This window comes from Actinoplanes sp. OR16, from assembly GCF_004001265.1.
In the GTDB taxonomy this organism is placed as follows: Bacteria; Actinomycetota; Actinomycetes; order Mycobacteriales; family Micromonosporaceae; genus Actinoplanes.
Genome location: NZ_AP019371.1, coordinates 335,070 through 353,355, shown reverse-complemented (window position 1 = coordinate 353,355; position 18,286 = coordinate 335,070). Strand labels below are relative to the sequence as shown.

The window sequence follows — 18,286 nt, the reverse complement described above, 5'->3', positions numbered from 1 at the left end:
CCGTCGTTTCAGTTTCGTTACGCCGCTGTTCAATGAATCCCACACCCGGGGAGATATCGGTCGCAAGCACCACTGTTCCGGATGGTGACGATCCGACCATCACGAGGGGGAGCCGATATGGTGGGACGGCCATGGCAAAGATCGTTCAAACTACGGCCCGTGCCGCCGTCGCGTACGGCGTCAACCCGGTCGCTCGTTTCCTGCTCCGGATCGGTGTCACGCCCAACGTGGTCACCGTCGCCGGAACCGTCGGCGTGCTGATCGGCTCCTACTTCGGATCGCAGGGACACCTCTTCTGGGGCACTGTGATCGTAACCGCCTGTGCGCTCACCGATGCGCTCGACGGCACAATGGCTCGCATGCGGGGCGGAAACGGAAAATTCGGCGCCCTGCTCGACTCGTCGATGGACCGGCTGGCCGACGGCGCGGTCTTCGGTGCGGTCACCTACTACCTCGCCACCGAGGGGGTCTGGTGGGGCGTCGTCGGCGCCCTGATCGCCCTGGTGGCCGGTGGTGTGGTGTCGTACGTGAAGGCTCGCGCCCAGAGCCTCGGCCTGAACGCCGACGTCGGCATCGCCGAGCGCCTCGAACGCCTGCTGATCGTCGGCGTCGGCGGTCTGCTCGGCGCCGCCGGTGTGGACTGGGGCCTGCCGGCCGCCCTCTGGGTGCTGGCCGCGCTGTCGCTCTTCACCGTCCTGCAGAGGCTGGTCGCCGCGGCCAAGTCGGACGTCGCCGCGTGAAGGACCAGCTCACCGCGCTCGGCTTCAGCGCCGGGTGGCGTCTCGTGCGTGCCCTCCCGGAGGGCGTCGCCCGCGCGTTGTTCACCGCGGCCGCCGACCGGGCCTATCAGAAGAACGGCCCGGGCACCCAGCGCCTGCGCGGCAACCTGCGCCGGGTCGTCGGCGACGACATGCCGGACACCCTGGTCCGCGACGGCCTCCGCTCGTACGCCCGCTACTGGATGGAGGCGTTCCGTCTCCCGTCCAAGTCGAAGCAGCAGTTCCTCGAGGGCTTCTTCATGGAGCCGGAGTCGTACGGCCTCATGAAGAAGGCGATCGCCGAGGGCAACGGCCTGGTCCTGGCGCTGCCGCACGTGGCGAACTGGGACGCGGCCGCCGCCTGGGTGGTGTCGCACGGCTGGCAGATGATCACGGTGGCCGAGCGGCTCAAGCCGGAGGCCGTCTACAAGCAGTTCCTGGACTACCGGGAAGGGCTCGGCATGCACGTGGTGCCACTCACCGGTGGTGGCCGGTCGCCGCTCGACGTCCTCGGTGAGCGCCTCCAGGAGGGCTGGGTGGTGCCGCTGCTGGCCGACCGGGACCTGTCCCGCAACGGCGTCGAGGTGGAGTTCTTCGGCGGCCGGACCCGGATGCCGGCCGGGCCGGCGATCCTCGCGATCCGGACCGGCGCGCCGATCTACGCGGTCGACCTCTGGTACTCGGCATCCCGTGTCGAGGCCCGCCTCCGGCCGATCACGCCGCCCTCGGACGGCCCGCTCGACCAGCGGGTGAAGGCCACCACGCAGCAGCTCGCCGACGCGTTCGCGGCCGGCATCGCCGAGCATCCGCAGGATTGGCACATGCTCCAGAGGCTCTGGATCTAGGAGGTCTGGATTGCGGATCGGGATCGTCTCGCCGTACTCGTTCGACGTCCCGGGCGGTGTGCAGAACCACATCATGGACCTCGCCGAGGCGTTGATCGAGCTCGGTCACGAGGTGAGCGTGCTGGCCCCCGCCGACGACGACGCGGAACTGCCTGCCTACGTCGTCTCGGCGGGCCGCGCGGTGCCTCTGCCGTACAACGGGTCGGTCGCGCGGATCGCCTTCGGCCCGGTGTCGACGGCCCGGGTACGGCGCTGGCTCAAACACGGCGAGTTCGACGTCCTGCACGTGCACGAGCCGCTCTCGCCGAGCCTCTCCTTCCTCGCCGTGCTCTCCGCCCGCGGCCCGGTGGTCGCGACGTTCCACACCGCGATGACCAGGTCCCGGGCCCTCTCCGGCCTGCAGAGCTTCCTCCAGCCGGTGATCGAGAAGATCACCGCGCGGATCGCGGTCAGCGAGCTGGCCCGCAAGGTGCAGGTGGAACACCTCGGCGGCGGGGCCGTGGAGATCCCCAACGGGGTGGCGGTGCGGAAGTTCGCCTCCGCGTCGCCGCTGCCCGGGTGGCCCGGTGCTCATGGCGCTCTGGGATTCCTCGGCCGGTTCACCGAGCCGCGTAAGGGGTTCCCGCTGTTGCGGTCCGCGTTCGTGGAGTTGGCCGGCAAGCGTCCGGGTCTGCGACTGTTGGTGGCGGGGCCGGGGGATCAGGACGAGCTTTATGAGGATATTCCGGATTTTCTGCACGATCGGGTGGAATTTCTTGGATTAGTCTCCGAAGCGGACAAAGCTCGCATGTTGCGGAGCGTGGACGTCTATGTCGCGCCGAACACCGGCGGCGAGAGCTTCGGCATGATCCTCACCGAGGCGATGGCGGCCGGTGCGGCGATCGCGGCGAGCGATCTGGACGCGTTCCGCCGGGTGCTGGACGGCGGCCGGGCCGGCGCGCTGTTCCCCAACGGCGACGCCGACGCCCTGACCTCCCTGCTCAGCGACCTGCTGGATGATCGGGCACGGCGGGCCGAGCTGTCGTCCTGCGCGCGTACCGTCGTCGCGGCGTTCGACTGGCCGAGTGTGGCCAACCGGGTCCTCGAGGTCTACGCGACCGCGATCGAGGCCACCGACGGGCGCGTCTTCGACGACGAGTGGGCCTGACCACGCCCGGGGGAGAATCAGTCCGACACAATCCGGCACTACGATGCCCCGCATGTGGTGGGTGGTGGGAGTCGTCGTGCTGGCCGCGATCTTCTCGGCGTACCTCGGCTGGACCGCTCAACGGGTCGAGCGTCTGCACGCGCGAGCGCAGTCCGCTGAGCGTGCGCTCGACGCGCACCTGGTCCGCCGAGCGGCCGCGGCGGCGGTGGTGGCCGAACACGGTGACCGGGTGGAGCTCTACGCGGCTGCCCGGCTGGCCCTGGACGCCGAGCCGGGCGACCGCGAGTCCGCGGAGAACGACCTGACCCGCCAGCTGCGAGCCCTCGACCTGGACCCGTCCGACCAGGCCGTCCGCGCGCTCATCAACACCAGCCGCCGCGTCGTCCTGGCCCGCCAGGTGCACACCGACCTGGTCCGCGACGCCTTGAGCGCCCGCCGCCGTCTCCTGGTCCGGCTCCTGCGCCTGGCCCGCCGCCACCCCCGCCCCGAATACTTCGACATCGTCGAGCCGGTCATGCCGGACCTGCCCCCGCACTTGTCGGTGCCGGGCCCCACACCGCCGCCCGATTCCCCACATCCAGAGCCTTTTCCTGTACGGGGATAGCGGCACGCACCACCCGCACCACCGTTGTCCCGTGGCGCACCACACCTGCGGCCACGTTCCCCCGGCGCACGCCGGCGGGGGCACCGGCGTGCCCGAGCGCTTTTTCTTCGGCCTCGCTGTCTAGGAGGCCTCCGGCTGAGGTCCTGGCGGTGGGGTTGGAGTCCGCGCCGACCACTCATCGCTACGGTGGGCCTCGCCAGCGATGTGGCGCGGCCGGCCACTGAGGGCATCCTCGCTGCTGCAACTCGTGCTTGCCGAGCCCTACTGCCGCACTGCCTGCACCGCCGCACCGTGCGCCGAACTGCCTGCACCGCCGCACTGCGTGCCGCCCGCCGCCCGCCGCCGTGCCGCCCGCCGCCGTGCCGCCCGCCGCCGTGCCGCCTCCCCGTTGCTGTCGTGCCGTCGCACCGCTCGCCGCCCGCAAATCTTGAGCGATGTTGCACCGCCGGGCATCAAAGATCCCTCAAGATCTGGTGGGCATCGCCGTCTCGCCGGCCCCGCCCTTCCTGCAGATCTTGAGCGATGCTGCACCGCCGGCCATCGAAGATCGCTGAAGGTCGGGTGAGCCTCGTTGTGGCGGTGGTGCCCGCGCTGATCTGCGCGTCCGAGCGGATCTTGAGTGATGCTGCACCGCCGGCCATCGAAGATCGCTGAAGGTCGGGTGAGCCTCGTTGTGGCGGTGGTGCCCGCACCGATCTGCGCGTCCCAGCGGATCTTGAGCGATGCTGGACTACCGGGTGTCGAGGATCGCTCAAGATCTGCAGGAGGGGCGGCGTGGTGGCGCCCGGTGCCCGTGTCGGCCCGCGAGTTCCGCAGATCTTGGGCACTCCTGGACTGCTGGAAGTCGGGGATTCTTCAAGGTCGAGCGAGCGTGTCCGTGGTGGCGGTCGTGCCCGTGGCAGCGGTCGTGCCTATGCCGGCCGCGTGTTCCGCAGATCTTGGGCGATGCCGAACCGTAGAGCGTCGAAGATCGCTCAAGATTCGGTGAGCACGGCCGCACCGCTCGGCCCCCATGCAGATCTTGGGTGATGCTGGACTGCCGACTGTCGGAAATCGCTCAAGATCTGATGGGCGTGCCCGTGGCGGCCGTGTCGGCCGTGTCGGCGGTGGTGGCGGTGGTGGCGGTGGGACGCCTATACCGCTTCGCGCGTTCCGCGGATCTTGAGTGATGGTGGACCGTCGGCCGTCGAAGATCGCTCAAGGTTCGGTGAGCGGGGCCGCGCCGCTCGGGCACCCTGCGGAAGGCCGGGCACCTGCGCCGGCCGGCGTCCCAGCGGATGGCCGGGCGCCTGCGTCGGCCGGCGTCCCAGCGGATGGCCGGGCGCCTGCGTCGGCCGGCGTCCCAGCGGATGGCCGGGCACCTGCGCCGGCCGGCGTCCCAGCGGATGGCCGGGCGCCTGCGCCGGCCGGCGTCCCAGCGGACGGCCGGGCACCTGCGCCGCTCGGCCCCCATGCAGATCTTGGGTGATGCTGGACCCCCGGCTATCCAGGATCGCTCAAGATCTGCGGGAGGGGCGCCGTCGGGGGCGCCGCCGGGGCGGAACTTGAGCGATCCTTCACCCCTGGCGGGCCATAGTCGCTCAAGATCTGGTGCTGGCGACCCGGTGGGGCCGAGCGCCGGCGCCGGTGGGCCGGGTGAACTGCGAACCTTGGGCGGTGGCGGGGCCAACGGGAGCTGCGCGGATGCCTGCGGTCGGGGCGGAGCCGGCGGGGAGATGACGGGCGGTGGGCGGGCGGCGTACAGGGAAAGGGAAAGCCCCCGCCGGAACGAGGGCCTTCCGCGATATCACCAGCCGCGGTCGGCGAGGCGGTGGGGGACCGGGATGTCGTCGACGTTGATGCCCACCATGGCTTCGCCCAGGCCGCGGGAGACCTTGGCGATGACGTCCGGGTCGTCGTGGAAGGTGACGGCCTTGACGATGGCGGCGGCGCGCTGGGCCGGGTTGCCGGACTTGAAGATGCCGGAGCCCACGAAGACGCCCTCGGCGCCGAGTTGCATCATCATGGCCGCGTCGGCGGGAGTGGCGATGCCTCCGGCGGTGAAGAGGACGACCGGGAGCTTGCCGGCTTCGGCTACTTCCTTGACCAGTTCGTACGGGGCCTGAAGCTCCTTCGCCGCGACGAAGAGCTCGTCTTCGGGGAGGCTCTGCAGGCGGCGGATCTCGGCCCGGATCTTGCGCATGTGGGTGGTGGCGTTCGAGACGTCGCCGGTGCCGGCCTCGCCCTTGCTGCGGATCATCGCGGCGCCTTCGGTGATGCGGCGCAGCGCTTCGCCCAGGTTGGTGGCGCCGCAGACGAACGGCACGGTGAACTGCCACTTGTCGATGTGGTTCGCGAAGTCGGCGGGGGTCAGCACCTCGGACTCGTCGACGTAGTCGACACCGAGCGACTGCAGCACCTGGGCCTCGACGAAGTGGCCGATGCGGGCCTTCGCCATGACCGGGATGGAGACGGCGTTGATGATGCCGTCGATCATGTCGGGGTCGGACATCCGGGAGACGCCGCCCTGCGCGCGGATGTCGGCGGGCACCCGTTCCAGGGCCATGACGGCGACGGCGCCGGCGTCCTCGGCGATCTTCGCCTGCTCGGCGTTGACCACGTCCATGATCACGCCGCCCTTGAGCATCTCCGCCATGCCGCGCTTGACGCGGGCGGTTCCGATGGCGGGCTGGTTCTCTGACATGGTCTCGACTCCAATGGACGGGGAAGTGTCAACGGCAGACTACGAACTGGTCACGGGCCTTCCGATAGCCAATCGACCTGCTGGTGGCCTGCATGAGGGCCCGTGCTTAGAGTTGCCCCGTGAACATCGGAGTGCTGGCCCTGCAGGGCGACGTGCGCGAACACCTGTCCGCGCTGGCCGAGTCGGACGTGCTGGCCCGGCCGGTCCGCCGCCCGGAGGAGTTGGCGGACGTCGACGCCCTGGTGATCCCGGGCGGCGAGTCGACGGCGATCAGCAACCTGGCGGTCAGCTTCGGCCTGCTCGATCCGATCCGGGAGCGGATCGCCGGCGGGATGCCGGTCTACGGCTCCTGCGCCGGCATGATCATGCTGGCCGCGACGGTCCTGGACGGCCGGCCCGACCAGGAGTCGTTCCAGGGCATCGACATGACGGTGCGGCGTAACGCGTTCGGCCGGCAGGTCGACTCGTTCGAGGCGCCGGTCACCGTCGACGACGTCGAGGGCGGTGACTTTCACGCGATCTTCATCCGCGCGCCGTGGGTCGAGGAGGTCGGTGAAGACGTGCGGGTGCTGGGCCGCGTAGCAGACGGGCCCGCCGCCGGTAGGATTGTCGCCGTTCGGCAGGGCAACCTGCTTGCCACGGCTTTCCACCCGGAGCTCACCGGCGACCTTCGTGTCCACCGGTACTTCGTCGAGATGGTCCGCCAGGCCGCACCCGCACGGTAGACACGGAGGTTACGCATGTCCGGCCACTCCAAATGGGCGACGACGAAGCACAAGAAAGCCGTCATCGACGCCAAGCGCGGCAAGATGTTCGCGAAGCTCATCAAGAACATCGAGGTCGCCGCGCGGACCGGCGGTGGCGACCCGGCGGGTAACCCCACGCTCTACGACGCCATCCAGAAGGCGAAGAAGAGCTCGGTCCCGAACAACAACATCGACAACGCGGTCAAGCGCGGCTCGGGCCTCGAGGCCGGCGGCGCCGACTGGCAGACCATCATGTACGAGGGCTACGGCCCGAACGGCGTGGCGCTGCTGATCGAGTGCCTCACCGACAACCGCAACCGGGCGGCCACCGAGGTGCGCACCCGGCTGACCCGCAACAACGGCACGTTCGCCGACGCCGGCAGCGTGTCGTACCTGTTCAACCGCAAGGGCGTGATCATCGTCCCGAAGGGTGAGCAGAGCGAGGACGACCTGATGCTCGCCGTGCTCGACGCGGGCGCCGAGGAGATCAACGACCTGGGCGAGGCGTTCGAGGTGGTCAGCGAGCCGACCGACCTGGTCAAGGTGCGGACCGCGCTGCAGGACGCCGGTATCGACTACGACTCGGCCGAGTCCGCGCTGGTGCCGACCATGACGGTGCCGGTGGACGAGGACGCGGCCCGCAAGGTGCTCAAGCTGATCGACGTGCTCGAGGACTGCGACGACGTGCAGAACATCTTCGCGAACGCCGACATCTCCGACGAGATCCTGGCCGCTCTCGACGAGGAGTGACCGTCAGTACCCGGTGCTCAGCCAGCTGAAGTACTGGATCATCCCGCCGACGAGCAGCACTCCGCCGGCGACCAGGCGCATGACGTGCCGCCACTGGCTGCGGCGCCACGCGTGCACCCAGGCGATCTCGGCATCGGCCAGGGCGTCCAGCGACGTCCTGGCCGTTCCGTCGATGACGGCGGCCTTGCGGGCGGCGAGAGTGCTGCCGGGCCGCGATGTCCGCGCCGGCGGGCTCACCGGTGTCACGGTGACCTCGTAGATCTGGTCTTCCCGCCACTGTTCGGTGCTCTTGTCCAGGAATTTCCGGATAAAAGATTTCACCGCATCGGTACGAGTGAAGCGCCCCCACCACGCCAGCCGCCGCCAGCGCGAGGCCGTCTCGGTGAGTGCCTGCAAGAAGATCCGCTCGGCAGCCGAGGTGTCGCCCCCGACCAGTCGCAGGGCGTCGGCGCGCAGGTCACCGGCGCGCAGCATGACGAAGGCGACGAACTCCGGCGGTGGTTCGTCGTCCATCGGCGGGATGAGGTACATGACACCTCCCGGCCTCCATCGTCGAGGCGTGTCGGCGGCGGGCGCAACCCGGTCGCGTATTAGGGTGTCGAACACACGTTCGCGAGGGGAGGTCCGTGGTGCGGGTGCTCGGCATCGACCCGGGGTTGACGCGGTGCGGCGTCGGCGTCGTCGAAGGGATGCCGGGGCGGCCGGGCAAGCTGATCGCCTACCACGTGATCCGCAGCGAGCCGGACGAGGACCTCGCCGACCGGCTGCTCAACCTGGACCGTTCACTGACCGCGCTGGTGGCTGAGCACGCTCCGGACAGTGTCGCCGTCGAGCGGGTGTTCTCGCAGCACAACGCACGTACGGTGATGGGCACCGCGCAGGCCAGCGGCATCGCGATCCTGGCGGGGGCGCGGGCCGGGCTGCCGGTGCAGACCTACACGCCGAGCGAGGTCAAGGCGGCCGTCACCGGCTCCGGCACGGCCGACAAGAAACAGGTCACCGCTATGGTGACCCGGTTGCTGCGGCTCGACGCGCCGCCCAAGCCGGCCGACGCGGCGGACGCCATCGCCATCGCCATCTGCCACATCTGGCGCGGCGGGACCCGCGCGAAGCTGGAAGCCGCCGCCCTCATCGCCCGCGGGAGAAGAAGATGATCGCCAGTGTCCGCGGTGTGGTCGCCGCGATCTTCCACGACAGCGCCGTGGTCGAGGTCGGCGGCGTCGGCATGCGGATCTTCTGCACGCCGGGCACGCTGGCCGGCCTGCGCAGCGGCGCCGAGGCCCGGCTGTCCACCACGCTGATCGTGCGGGAGGACTCGCTCACCCTCTACGGCTTCGCCGACGACGACGAGCGCCAACTCTTCGACCTGCTGCTCACCGCGAACGGGGTGGGCCCGCGGATCGCTCAGGCGGTGCTCGCCGTGCACCAGCCCGACGTGGTGCGCCGGGCCATCGCGGGCGGCGAGATCGCGGTGCTCACCGCCGTGCCGGGGATCGGCAAGCGCGGCGCCGAGAAGATGATCGTCGAGCTCAAGGACAAGATCGGCCCGGTCGGGTCCTTCAGCGAGGCGGGCGTTCTGTCCGGAGGCTGGCAGGAACAGGTGCGCCAGGGTGTGCTCGCTCTCGGCTGGACCGCGTCGCAGGCCGACCAGGCGGTCGCCGCGGTCACCGAGACGATCGACGGCGAGGTGCCGCCGGTGCCGGTCCTGCTGCGCCAGGCGATCCGCCTGCTGGGTAAGACGCGATGAGCGTCTCGCCGTTCGCCGAGGACGAGGAACTGGACGCGGAAGCCAGTGTCCGGCCGAAACGCCTCGCCGACTTCATCGCCCAGCACCGCGTCCGTGACCAGCTGGAACTGCTGCTGCAGGGGGCGATGGGCCGGGGGACGCCGCCCGATCACATCCTGCTCTCCGGGCCGCCCGGGCTCGGCAAGACGACCCTCGCCAACATCGTCGCGGCCGAGCTCGGCACGGGTATCCGTACGACCAGCGGCCCGGTGATCGAGCGCTCCGGCGACCTGGCCGCGATCCTGACCGGCCTCGCCCCCGGCGACGTCCTGTTCATCGACGAGATCCACCGCATCGCGAAGCCGGCCGAGGAGCTGCTCTACAGCGCCATGGAGGACTTCCGGGTCGACGTGGTGGTCGGCAAGGGCCCGGGCGCCACCGCGATCCCGCTCGACGTGGAGCCGTTCACCCTGGTCGGCGCGACCACCCGCGCCGGTCTGCTCTCCGGGCCGATGCGTGACCGGTTCGGTTTCGTGGCGCACCTCGACTTCTACTCCCCGGCCGACCTGGACGCGCTGCTGCACCGCTCGGCCCGGATCCTCGGCGTGCCGATCACCCCGGAGGGCGCCGCCGAGATCGCCGGCCGCTCGCGAGGCACGCCGCGGATCGCCAACCGGCTGCTGCGCCGGGTCCGGGACTTCGCCGAGGTGCGCGCGGAGGGCGTGGTGACCGAGGACGTCGCGAAGGCCGCGCTCAAGGTCTACGACGTCGACGCGCTCGGCCTGGACCGGCTGGACCGGGCCGTGCTGCGGGCCCTCATCGAGTCGTTCAAGGGCGGGCCGGTCGGCCTCTCCACACTCGCCGTCGCGGTGGGCGAGCAGTCGGACACGGTCGAGGAGGTGTGCGAGCCCTTCCTGGTGCGCGCCGGCCTGCTGGCGCGCACGCCCCGCGGCCGGGTGGCGACCGAGGCGGGCTGGCGGCACCTGGGCAAGACCCCGCCTGCCGACGGCCGGCCGGGCGTCTTCCAAGGTGACCTCTTCGCCCGGGACGCGTGAGTTTTGCTCGTGATGCGAACGTGACGTGTGCCGCATTCGTTATCTCAAGGTTGACCGATTAGACTCGCCGCCGTTCGAACCGGTATACGCATCGCACCACGGCGCTCGCCCATCGTCGCGCCGATGGCCTACGGAAGGCTCTCTTCGTGTTCGCAGCTGACCAAGCAGCAGGTGGCGGAAACTATTCGTTCCTGCTGATTCTCGTTCTGCTCTTCGGCTTCATGTACTTCGTCATGATCCGACCGCAGCAGAAGCGGCGCAAAGAGGCGCTCCAGATGCAGAACACCCTGGGCCCCGGTGACGAGATCGTCACGATCGGCGGTCTCCACGGCACTGTCGTCCTGGCCGAGGCCGACACCGTCACCCTCGAGGTGGCGCCGGGTGTGGAGGTGCGGTTCGCGCGTCCGGCGATCGCTCGTGTCCTGACGAAGGCGGGTACGGTCTCCGAGGAGCCGGTGCCGGCCGACGAGCCCGAGGTGGCCGAGCCGGAGAGCCCGGTCATCGAGACGCGCAAGCAGGACTGACCAGACTCGCACCACCGGACCGGCCCTCGGCGTCATTCTGCCGGCGGGCCGGTTCGTCAGGCCGCAATCCGGCGGCCACCAGACAGATGGCGCCGTGCCCCACGCGCGGCCGAACGCAGGGAGACCAAAAGCCGTGGCACGACCACCACAGGGACAGATGCATCCCGGACGCCAACTCGGCGTGCTCGGTCTGGTCTTCGTCGTCCTGTATCTGCTGGTCTTCTTCGCCGGTGGCGCCAAGGGCAGCTTCACCGACCGCCTCGAGCCGAAACTCGGCCTCGACCTGGTCGGTGGCACCCAGGCGACGTACATCGCCTCGCAGCAGGGCGCGCCGCCGACCCAGGAGGCCATGGAGACCGCTCGCCAGATCATCGAGAGCCGGGTCAACGCGCTCGGCGTCTCCGAGGCCGAGGTGGTCATCCAGGGCAACAACACCATCGTCGTCTCGCTCGCCGGTGAGGCCGACGACCAGCTCAAGGACCTGTCGCAGGCCGCGAACATGCGGTTCCGCCTGCTGACCGGCACGACGATCGACGTCTCCGCCGCCGCGCTGAACCCGGCCGCCCCGTCGCCGGCCGTCTCGGCGTCCGCCGGCGCCGCCCCGGCCGCGAGCGGCAGCGCCGCCCCGTCGGCCGCGGCTTCCGGTGAGGCCCCCGCGGTCACCTCGCAGCCGTCGGCGCCGACCGGTGGTCAGGGCGGTGGCGCTCCCGCGCCGTCGACCGAGCCGAGTGCCGCGCCGTCCGCCACCCCCGAGGCGTCCGCTCCCGCTCCCGCGGCCGCGCCAGCCGCCGACCCGTCGCAGAAGAACGCGACGAAGGAGGAGCTGCTCGCCTCCGCGAAGAAGAAGGTCGGCGACAAGGTCTGGGCCCAGGCCGAGAAGCTGACCGCGCCGGTCGACCTCTCCACCGACGCCGAGGCCGGCCTGCCCTACAAGGCCTTCGCGCAGCTGACCGGCGCCGAGGTGAACGCGCTCACCCCGGCCATGCAGTTCAACGTGCCGACGATCAGCTGCTCGCAGCTCGACGCCCGGCCGAACGGCGCGATCGACGACGTGAACGCCGAGGTCGTCGCGTGCTACCAGGGCGGCGCCAAGGTCAAGCTGGACAAGGCCAAGGTCGTCGGTGACGACATCAAGGAGGCCAGCCCGCAGCTGGACCAGACCCAGAACCAGTGGGTCGTCTCCCTCGACTTCACCAGCGAGGGCCAGACCAAGTGGACCGAGCTGACCCGGACGGCGTTCAACGCCACCAGCACCGACCCGTGCTTCGTCGCGGTGCAGTCGCTCTACGGCACGGCCGACCACTGCGCCGTCGCCGTGGTGCTGGACAAGTCGATCCTCTCGGCGCCGCAGATCCAGGGCGTGCTGAGCGGCCAGTCGCAGATCACCGGTGACTTCACCGCGGCCTCCGCCAAGGAGCTCGCCGACCAGCTGAACTTCGGCGCCATCCCGGTGACCTTCGAGGCCGGCCCGGCGCAGACCGTCTCGGCGACCCTCGGCCTGCAGCAGCTCGAGGCGGGTCTGCTCGCCGCCGCGATCGGCATGGGCCTGGTCGCGATCTACGCGTTCTTCTACTACCGCCTGCTCGGCTCGGTCATCTTCCTGAGCCTCGGGCTCTCGGCGCTGCTGACCTTCGGCGCGCTGGTGTTCCTCGGCCGGACCCTGGGCTACACCCTGACCCTGGCCGGTATCGCCGGTTTCATCGTGTCGTTGGGTGTGGCCGCGGACTCGTTCGTCATCTACTTCGAACGCCTGAAGGACGAGATCCACGAGGGCCGGACCCCGCGGAGCGCCGTCCCGCGTGCCTGGCACCGCGCCCGCCGGACGATCATCTCGGCGAACACCATCACCATCCTGTGTGCGGTCGTGCTCTACATCGTGTCGATCGGCGCGGTGCAGGGCTTCGCGTTCGCGCTGGGTCTGTCGACCGTTCTCGACCTCGTCGTCGTGTTCCTCTTCCGGCACCCGATCATGACGATGCTCGCGAGCACCAAGGCGTTCCTGTCGCCGCGGGTCAGTGGTCTCGGGCGCGTCCTGCGCAACCGGACCGATGTTAAGGAGGCCTGACCATGGCTAGTTCCGGGCTTGCCGCTCGCCTCTACACGGGCGAAGCGAACATCAACATCGTCGGCCGCCGGAAGATGTGGTTCGTCGCCGCGATCGCCATCGTGATCATCTCGATCGGCAGCATCGCGATCCGGGGCTTCCAGCTCGGCATCGAGTTCGCCGGCGGCAACGAGTTCATCGTCCCGGCCACGACCAGCAGCCAGACGCTCAACCAGGACCAGGCGGGCGACGTGGTCGCTCAGGCGGTCCACTCGGTCGTGCCGGACGCCGAGGTCCTCGCGGCCCAGCAGGTCGGCAACGGCGACGACTCGTTCTTCCGGGTCCGCACCTCGGCGATGACCACCTCGGAGAGCGAGCAGGTCAAGACGGCCCTGGTCAGCGACCTGGGCGTCACCGCCGACCAGGTGAGCGACAACCAGGTCTCGGCGGCCTGGGGTGGCGCGGTCACCGAGAAGGCCGTGCTGGGCCTGGTCGTCTTCCTGGTGCTGGTCTGCGCGTACCTGATCGTCCGGTTCGAGTGGCGGATGGCGGTCGCCGCGCTGGCGTCGCTGATGCTCGACCTGATCCTGACCGCGGGTGTCTACTCGCTGGTCGGCTTCGAGGTCACGCCCTCCACGGTGATCGGCTTCCTGACGATCCTCGGCTACTCGCTCTATGACGTGGTCGTGGTCTTCGACAAGGTGCAGGAGAACACCCGGGGCATCACGGCCGGCAGCTCCCGCACCTACGCCGAGGCCACCAACCTCGCCGTGAACCAGACGCTGATGCGCTCGCTCAACACCGGTCTGGTGGCGTTGCTGCCGGTCGGCGGCCTGCTCTTCATCGGCGCCGGCCTCTTCGGGGCGGGCACGCTGAAGGACCTCGGCCTGGTGCTCTTCGTCGGCATGGGCTTCGGCGTCATCTCCTCGATCGTGTTCGCCGCCCCGGTGCTGAGCGCGCTCAAGGACCGCGAGCCGAAGATCAAGGCGCACAACGCCCGGGTGCTGGCGCGCCGCGCGAGCCGCTCGGACGACGTCGCCCCGCGCCCGGAGCGGACCCGCTCGGCCGCCGACCCGGACGAGGTACCGGCGTTCGCCGGCACCACCCCGCGTCCCGGCGCCCGCCCGGCCGCCAAGCGCAACACCACCAACCGTGGTGGCGGCGCCGGCAACCGGCCCGGCAAGCGTCGCTGAGCAAACGCTGAACGGCCCGTCATCCTCGCTGATGGCGGGCCGTTAGGCTGTCCACCCGTGACCACTGAGAAAGAACTGGCCGAGCTCGTCGCCGGGGGCACCGTCGACGTGCTGGACTTCCCGAAGCCCGGCATCGTCTTCAAGGATCTGATGCCGCTCTTCGGTGACGGCCCCGCCTTCAAACGGGTGATCGACGGGATCATCGCGCACCACGACGACTTCGACGTGGTGGCCGGGATCGAGGCCCGCGGGTTCCTGATGGCGGCCGCGATCGGTTACGCCACCGGCGCCGGGATCGTCCCGGTGCGCAAGGCCGGCAAGCTGCCGCGCCCGGCCTTCTCCGCCTCGTACGCGCTCGAATACGGTGAGGCCACCCTGGAGGTCAGCGAGGGCGCGTTCGAGCCAGGACAGCGCGTCCTGGTGGTCGACGACGTGCTCGCCACGGGCGGCACGGCGGAGGCAACCCTCGACCTGATCGAACGGGCCGGGGGAATCATCGCGGGCTTCACGGTGCTGATGGAGCTGGGTTTCCTCGACGGCCGGCAGCGCCTGAGCCCCCGGTCGGTACACGCGCTGCTGACCGTTTGATCCGACTTCGATGTTCTTCGCCCGGTCGGCCCTGCCTATTCGTAGGTTCGGCCGGGCCATCCGGCAGGGCGGTGCGGGTAAGATGGGCGGTCCAAGGTGACCAACCCTGGCATGAGCCGGCAATCTGAGCCGGTTCCTGGCGAAGGTGTGAGGAGGCCGGTGTCCAGCGACGTCGCCCCTCCGGCGGAGGGCACGGTGCAGCCGACCCAGAACTCGCGGAACGGCGAAGGCGATGCCACGCCGCCCGACGACAACAAGCCCGACGGTGACCTGGAGACCACACAGCCCCTGGCGCCGGAGGACACCCCGGTCAGCGGCTTCGGTCTGGCCAGCGCGCCTACCGGCCGGCGCGTCCGCGCCCGGCTCGCCCGGTTCAACGCGCCCTGGCAGAGCACGCAGGTCAGCGAGGTTCTCGAGCCACTGATCGCCACACACCGCGCGTCGCACCCCAAGGCGGATGCCCGCGCGCTGCAGAAGGCGTTCGACGTGGCCGCCCGCTGGCATTCCGGGCAATACCGCAAGTCCGGCGATCCGTACATCACGCATCCCCTCGCCGTGGCGACCATCCTGGCCAACCTGGGCATGGACACCACGACGCTGGTCGCGGCGCTGCTGCACGACACGATCGAGGACACCGACTACGGCCTCGACCAGATGCGCAACGACTTCGGCGCCGAGGTGGCGCTGCTGGTCGACGGCGTGACGAAGCTCGACCGGGTGAAACTCGGCGACGCGGCGAAGGCCGAGACCATCCGCAAGATGGTGGTCGCCATGGCGAAGGACCCACGGGTCCTGGTCATCAAGCTGGCCGACCGGCTGCACAACATGCGCACGCTCACCTTCCTGCCCCGCGCCAAGCAGGAGCAGAAGGCGAAGGAGACCCTCGAGATCCTGGCGCCGCTGGCCCACCGCCTCGGTATGAACACGATCAAGTGGGAGCTGGAAGACCTCGCGTTCGGCACGCTCTTCCCCAAGCGGTTCGAAGAGATCAACCGCCTGATCGGGGAGCACCAGCCGCAGCGTGAGGCCCTGCTGCGCCAGGTGACGAACCGGGTCAGCCTCGACCTCAAGTCGGCGAAGATCAAGGCCGAGACGACCGGCCGCCCCAAGCACCTCTACTCGATCTATCAGAAGATGATCGTGCGGGGCCGCGACTTCAACGACATCTACGACCTGGTCGGCGTCCGCATCCTGGTCGACACGGTCCGCGACTGCTATGCCGCGCTGGGCGTCATCCACGCGAACTGGCAGCCGGTGCCGGGCCGGTTCAAGGACTACATCGCGATGCCGAAATTCAACATGTACCAGTCGTTGCACACGACGGTCATCGGCCCGACCGGCAAGCCGGTCGAGATGCAGATCCGCACGTTCGCCATGCACCGCACGGCGGAGTTCGGCATCGCCGCGCACTGGAAGTACAAGGAGCAGAAGGGCGCGACGATCGTCGGCCCGCCGGCGCACATCGACGAGATGACCTGGCTGCGGCAGCTGCTCGACTGGCAGCGGGAGGCGAGCGACCCGTCCGAGTTCCTGGACGCGTTGCGCTTCGACCTCTCCAGCCAGGAGGTCTACGTCTTCACGCCGAAGGGCGACGTCATCCCGCTGCCGACGGGTTCCACACCCGTCGACTTCGCGTACGCGGTGCACACCGAGGTCGGGCACAAGTGCATCGGCGCCCGGGTGAACGGCAAGCTCGTCCCGCTCGAGTCGACGCTTTCCAACGGCGACGTCATCGAGATCTTCACGTCGAAATCGGCCACGGCCGGCCCGACGCAGGACTGGCTCGGGTTCGTCAAGAGCCCGCGCGCCCGCACCAAGATCCGGCAGTACTTCAACAAGGAACGCCGCGAAGAGGCGATCGAGGACGGCAAGGAAGCGATCGTCAAGGCGATGCGCAAACAGGGTCTGCCCCTGCAGCGCATGCTGACGAGTGAGAATCTCACGACGATCGCGCGCGACCTGCATCTGCCCGACGTGGCCTCGCTGTATGCCGCGGTCGGGGAGAACGCCACCTCGGCGCAGTCCGTCGTACAGAAACTGGTCGCTGGTTTCGGTGGTGAAGAGGGCGCGGTCGAGGACATCGCCGAAACCGCCGTCGCGACCCGCCCGCCGCGTAACCGCAGCTCCGCGCAGGATCCGGGCGTCGTGGTGAAGGGCGTCTCGGACGTCTGGGTGAAACTCGCCCGCTGCTGCACCCCGGTTCCCGGCGACGACGTGTTCGGTTTCGTCACCCGGTCCGGCGGCGTGAGCGTGCACCGGCAGGACTGCGCCAACGCTCAAGATCTGCGCGAGCAGGAGGAGCGGGTCGTCGAGGTGAGTTGGAAGCCGACGTCGGCGTCCACGTTCCTGGTGGCGATCCAGGTGGAGGCGCTCGACCGGCACAAACTGCTGGCCGATGTGACCCGGGTGCTGTCCGAGGAGCGGGTGAACATCCTCTCCGCCACCGTCACCACGACCCGTGACCGGGTGGCGGTGAGCCGCTTCACCTTCGAGATGGCCGACCCGAAACACCTGGGCCACCTGGTAGCGGCCGTCCGCAAGGTCGACGGCGTCTTCGACGCCTACCGCGTGACCTCAGGAGCCTGACAGCAAAAAGGCGGCTCCCGTACGGAAAGTACGGAAGCCGCCTTTTTGCTGTCTAAGGACGATCAAAAGGCAAGGTTTTGGGGCTGGGATGACCCACGCAGGGATCAAGTCTGACCGCCCGGAGTGGGTCATCCCAGCCCCAAAACCGTCACCAACGCGAGCTGTCAGCTGACCGTCATGGTCTTGATGCCGAGTTCCTTCTTCGGGTGGCCGCCGCCCGCGGAGGAGTCGAACGCGCCGTCGTCGCCCGCCTTCACGACGTCCTTCACGATGTCGAGGCCCTCGGTGATGGTGCCGAGCAGCGTGTAGTTCGGCGACAGCTGGGTGTCCTCCGAGCAGATGAAGAACTGGCTGCCGGTGCTGCCGGCCTGGCCGGTGTTGGCCATCGCGATCGAGCCCGCCGGGTACGGGTTGGCGGTGTCGGTCGGCAGGTTCTCCTCGGCCATGGTGTAGCTGGGGCCGCCGGTGCCGTCGGTGTCGCGGTATCCCTTGCCGGTGGCGAACGGGTCGCCGCACTGCAGGACCTTGAACGAGTCCTCGTTGACCAGGCGGTGGCACTTGGTGTTGTCGAGGAATTTCGCCTCGGCCAGGTGCTTGAAGCTGGCGCCGGTGCAGGGGGCCTTGGTGAGATCGATCGTGGCGCTGATCTTGCCGAGGTTGGTGTCGAAGGTGAGCGTGCTGGTGCCGACGTTGGGCACGGTGGTCGGCGGGGTGCCGACGTCCTTGACCTTGCCGCCGGTGGACTCGTCCGCCGGGGTCCAGGAGCAGGCGACCGTGCCGGCGGCCGGTGCGCCGGCCTCGGTCGACTTGTCGTCGTCCTTCAGCTGGTTCACCAGGACGAAGGCCACGCCCGCGATGACCACCACGGCCAGCGCGGAACCGATGATCGCCCGCTGGCGGCGGCGCTTGCGCGCCGCGGTGGCCCGCTCGGCCATCTCCTTCTCGAGCCGGGCCCGCGCCGCCGCGCGCTGCCGGTCCTTGGTCGACGTCACGTCGTCCCTCCCGCTGCTGGTCTCATCCGGCGCACTCACGTCTGC

General features: G+C 69.7%; 17 protein-coding genes. 14 read left to right on the top strand and 3 right to left on the bottom strand.

Translation table 11 applies throughout. The annotated features are described in order from the left end of the window. The first annotated feature begins 131 nt into the window (after window positions 1–131). From pgsA to EP757_RS01575, 4 genes are read left to right on the top strand one after another with little or no spacing between them, the layout of a single operon-like run. Entirely contained in the window at window positions 132–740 is a 609-nt protein-coding gene (gene pgsA, locus EP757_RS01590; RefSeq protein ID WP_127542431.1) for a phosphatidylinositol phosphate synthase, read from the top strand. Then, the gene (locus EP757_RS01585; RefSeq protein ID WP_127542430.1) at window positions 737–1,603 is read left to right on the top strand and encodes a phosphatidylinositol mannoside acyltransferase; all 867 of its coding nucleotides are present in this window, start codon (window positions 737–739) and stop codon (window positions 1,601–1,603) included. The genes pgsA and EP757_RS01585 overlap by 4 nt, the downstream gene beginning before the upstream one ends. A 10-nt stretch (window positions 1,604–1,613) precedes the next feature. Further along, window positions 1,614–2,750, top strand: a complete 1,137-nt coding sequence (locus EP757_RS01580) for a glycosyltransferase family 4 protein (RefSeq protein ID WP_127542429.1) — start codon at window positions 1,614–1,616, stop codon at window positions 2,748–2,750. Window positions 2,751–2,793: 43 nt separating this feature from the next. Next, the gene (locus EP757_RS01575) at window positions 2,794–3,354 is read left to right on the top strand and encodes a hypothetical protein (protein ID WP_127542428.1); all 561 of its coding nucleotides are present in this window, start codon (window positions 2,794–2,796) and stop codon (window positions 3,352–3,354) included. Window positions 3,355–5,140: 1,786 nt separating this feature from the next. Here EP757_RS01575 and pdxS read toward each other — a convergent pair. Next, window positions 5,141–6,037, bottom strand: coding sequence for a pyridoxal 5'-phosphate synthase lyase subunit PdxS (pdxS, locus tag EP757_RS01570; protein WP_127542427.1), 897 nt, complete (start codon window positions 6,035–6,037; stop codon window positions 5,141–5,143). A gap of 119 nt (window positions 6,038–6,156) precedes the next feature. Between pdxS and pdxT the strand changes: the two genes are divergently transcribed. Next, entirely contained in the window at window positions 6,157–6,762 is a 606-nt protein-coding gene (gene pdxT, locus EP757_RS01565; RefSeq protein ID WP_127542426.1) for a pyridoxal 5'-phosphate synthase glutaminase subunit PdxT, read from the top strand. Between the two features lie 15 nt (window positions 6,763–6,777). Further along, window positions 6,778–7,533, top strand: coding sequence for a YebC/PmpR family DNA-binding transcriptional regulator (locus EP757_RS01560; protein WP_127542425.1), 756 nt, complete (start codon window positions 6,778–6,780; stop codon window positions 7,531–7,533). A gap of 3 nt (window positions 7,534–7,536) precedes the next feature. Here EP757_RS01560 and EP757_RS01555 read toward each other — a convergent pair whose 3' ends face one another. Then, window positions 7,537–8,064 carry a hypothetical protein gene (locus EP757_RS01555; RefSeq protein WP_127542424.1) on the bottom strand — a complete coding sequence of 176 codons (528 nt, stop codon included), beginning with the start codon at window positions 8,062–8,064 and terminating at the stop codon, window positions 7,537–7,539. A 98-nt stretch (window positions 8,065–8,162) separates the two neighbouring features. Between EP757_RS01555 and ruvC the strand changes: the two genes are divergently transcribed. From ruvC to EP757_RS01515, 8 genes are all read left to right on the top strand, one after another. Beyond that, a complete protein-coding gene (gene ruvC / locus EP757_RS01550; protein WP_127554033.1) occupies window positions 8,163–8,687 on the top strand; it encodes a crossover junction endodeoxyribonuclease RuvC in 525 nt (174 codons plus the stop codon). After that, complete coding sequence (gene ruvA, locus EP757_RS01545; protein ID WP_127542423.1) at window positions 8,684–9,280, top strand: Holliday junction branch migration protein RuvA; 597 nt, start codon at window positions 8,684–8,686, stop codon at window positions 9,278–9,280. Before ruvC ends, ruvA begins: the two co-directional genes overlap by 4 nt. Continuing rightward, complete coding sequence (gene ruvB / locus EP757_RS01540) at window positions 9,277–10,314, top strand: Holliday junction branch migration DNA helicase RuvB (protein ID WP_127542422.1); 1,038 nt, start codon at window positions 9,277–9,279, stop codon at window positions 10,312–10,314. Before ruvA ends, ruvB begins: the two co-directional genes overlap by 4 nt. 146 nt (window positions 10,315–10,460) lie before the next feature. Then, on the top strand, window positions 10,461–10,838 hold the full coding sequence (gene yajC, locus EP757_RS01535) for a preprotein translocase subunit YajC (RefSeq protein ID WP_127542421.1): 378 nt from the start codon (window positions 10,461–10,463) through the stop codon (window positions 10,836–10,838). 157 nt (window positions 10,839–10,995) lie between these two features. Next, the gene (gene secD, locus EP757_RS01530) at window positions 10,996–12,903 is read left to right on the top strand and encodes a protein translocase subunit SecD (protein WP_127542420.1); all 1,908 of its coding nucleotides are present in this window, start codon (window positions 10,996–10,998) and stop codon (window positions 12,901–12,903) included. A 2-nt stretch (window positions 12,904–12,905) separates the two neighbouring features. Continuing rightward, complete coding sequence (gene secF, locus EP757_RS01525; RefSeq protein ID WP_127542419.1) at window positions 12,906–14,075, top strand: protein translocase subunit SecF; 1,170 nt, start codon at window positions 12,906–12,908, stop codon at window positions 14,073–14,075. A 57-nt stretch (window positions 14,076–14,132) separates the two neighbouring features. After that, window positions 14,133–14,663 (top strand): adenine phosphoribosyltransferase, encoded by a 531-nt coding sequence (locus tag EP757_RS01520; RefSeq protein WP_127542418.1) that lies wholly within the window; start codon window positions 14,133–14,135, stop codon window positions 14,661–14,663. A gap of 159 nt (window positions 14,664–14,822) precedes the next feature. Then, the gene (locus tag EP757_RS01515) at window positions 14,823–17,249 is read left to right on the top strand and encodes a bifunctional (p)ppGpp synthetase/guanosine-3',5'-bis(diphosphate) 3'-pyrophosphohydrolase (protein ID WP_127542417.1); all 2,427 of its coding nucleotides are present in this window, start codon (window positions 14,823–14,825) and stop codon (window positions 17,247–17,249) included. Window positions 17,250–17,413: 164 nt separating this feature from the next. Here the strand turns inward: EP757_RS01515 and EP757_RS01510 are convergent, their stop codons facing one another. Then, complete coding sequence (locus EP757_RS01510) at window positions 17,414–18,241, bottom strand: peptidylprolyl isomerase (protein WP_127554032.1); 828 nt, start codon at window positions 18,239–18,241, stop codon at window positions 17,414–17,416. Window positions 18,242–18,286: the final 45 nt, after the last annotated feature.

Excerpts from the sequence above, each read along its gene's own strand:
- pgsA (WP_127542431.1), top strand. The coding sequence starts at position 132 with ATGGCAAAGATCGTTCAAACTACGGCCCGTGCCGCCGTCGCGTACGGC.
- EP757_RS01575 (WP_127542428.1), top strand. The coding sequence starts at position 2,794 with ATGCCCCGCATGTGGTGGGTGGTGGGAGTCGTCGTGCTGGCCGCGATC.
- pdxS (WP_127542427.1), bottom strand. The coding sequence starts at position 6,037 with ATGTCAGAGAACCAGCCCGCCATCGGAACCGCCCGCGTCAAGCGCGGC.
- EP757_RS01560 (WP_127542425.1), top strand. The coding sequence starts at position 6,778 with ATGTCCGGCCACTCCAAATGGGCGACGACGAAGCACAAGAAAGCCGTC.
- EP757_RS01555 (WP_127542424.1), bottom strand. The coding sequence starts at position 8,064 with ATGTACCTCATCCCGCCGATGGACGACGAACCACCGCCGGAGTTCGTC.
- ruvA (WP_127542423.1), top strand. The coding sequence starts at position 8,684 with ATGATCGCCAGTGTCCGCGGTGTGGTCGCCGCGATCTTCCACGACAGC.
- ruvB (WP_127542422.1), top strand. The coding sequence starts at position 9,277 with ATGAGCGTCTCGCCGTTCGCCGAGGACGAGGAACTGGACGCGGAAGCC.
- secD (WP_127542420.1), top strand. The coding sequence starts at position 10,996 with ATGCATCCCGGACGCCAACTCGGCGTGCTCGGTCTGGTCTTCGTCGTC.
- secF (WP_127542419.1), top strand. The coding sequence starts at position 12,906 with ATGGCTAGTTCCGGGCTTGCCGCTCGCCTCTACACGGGCGAAGCGAAC.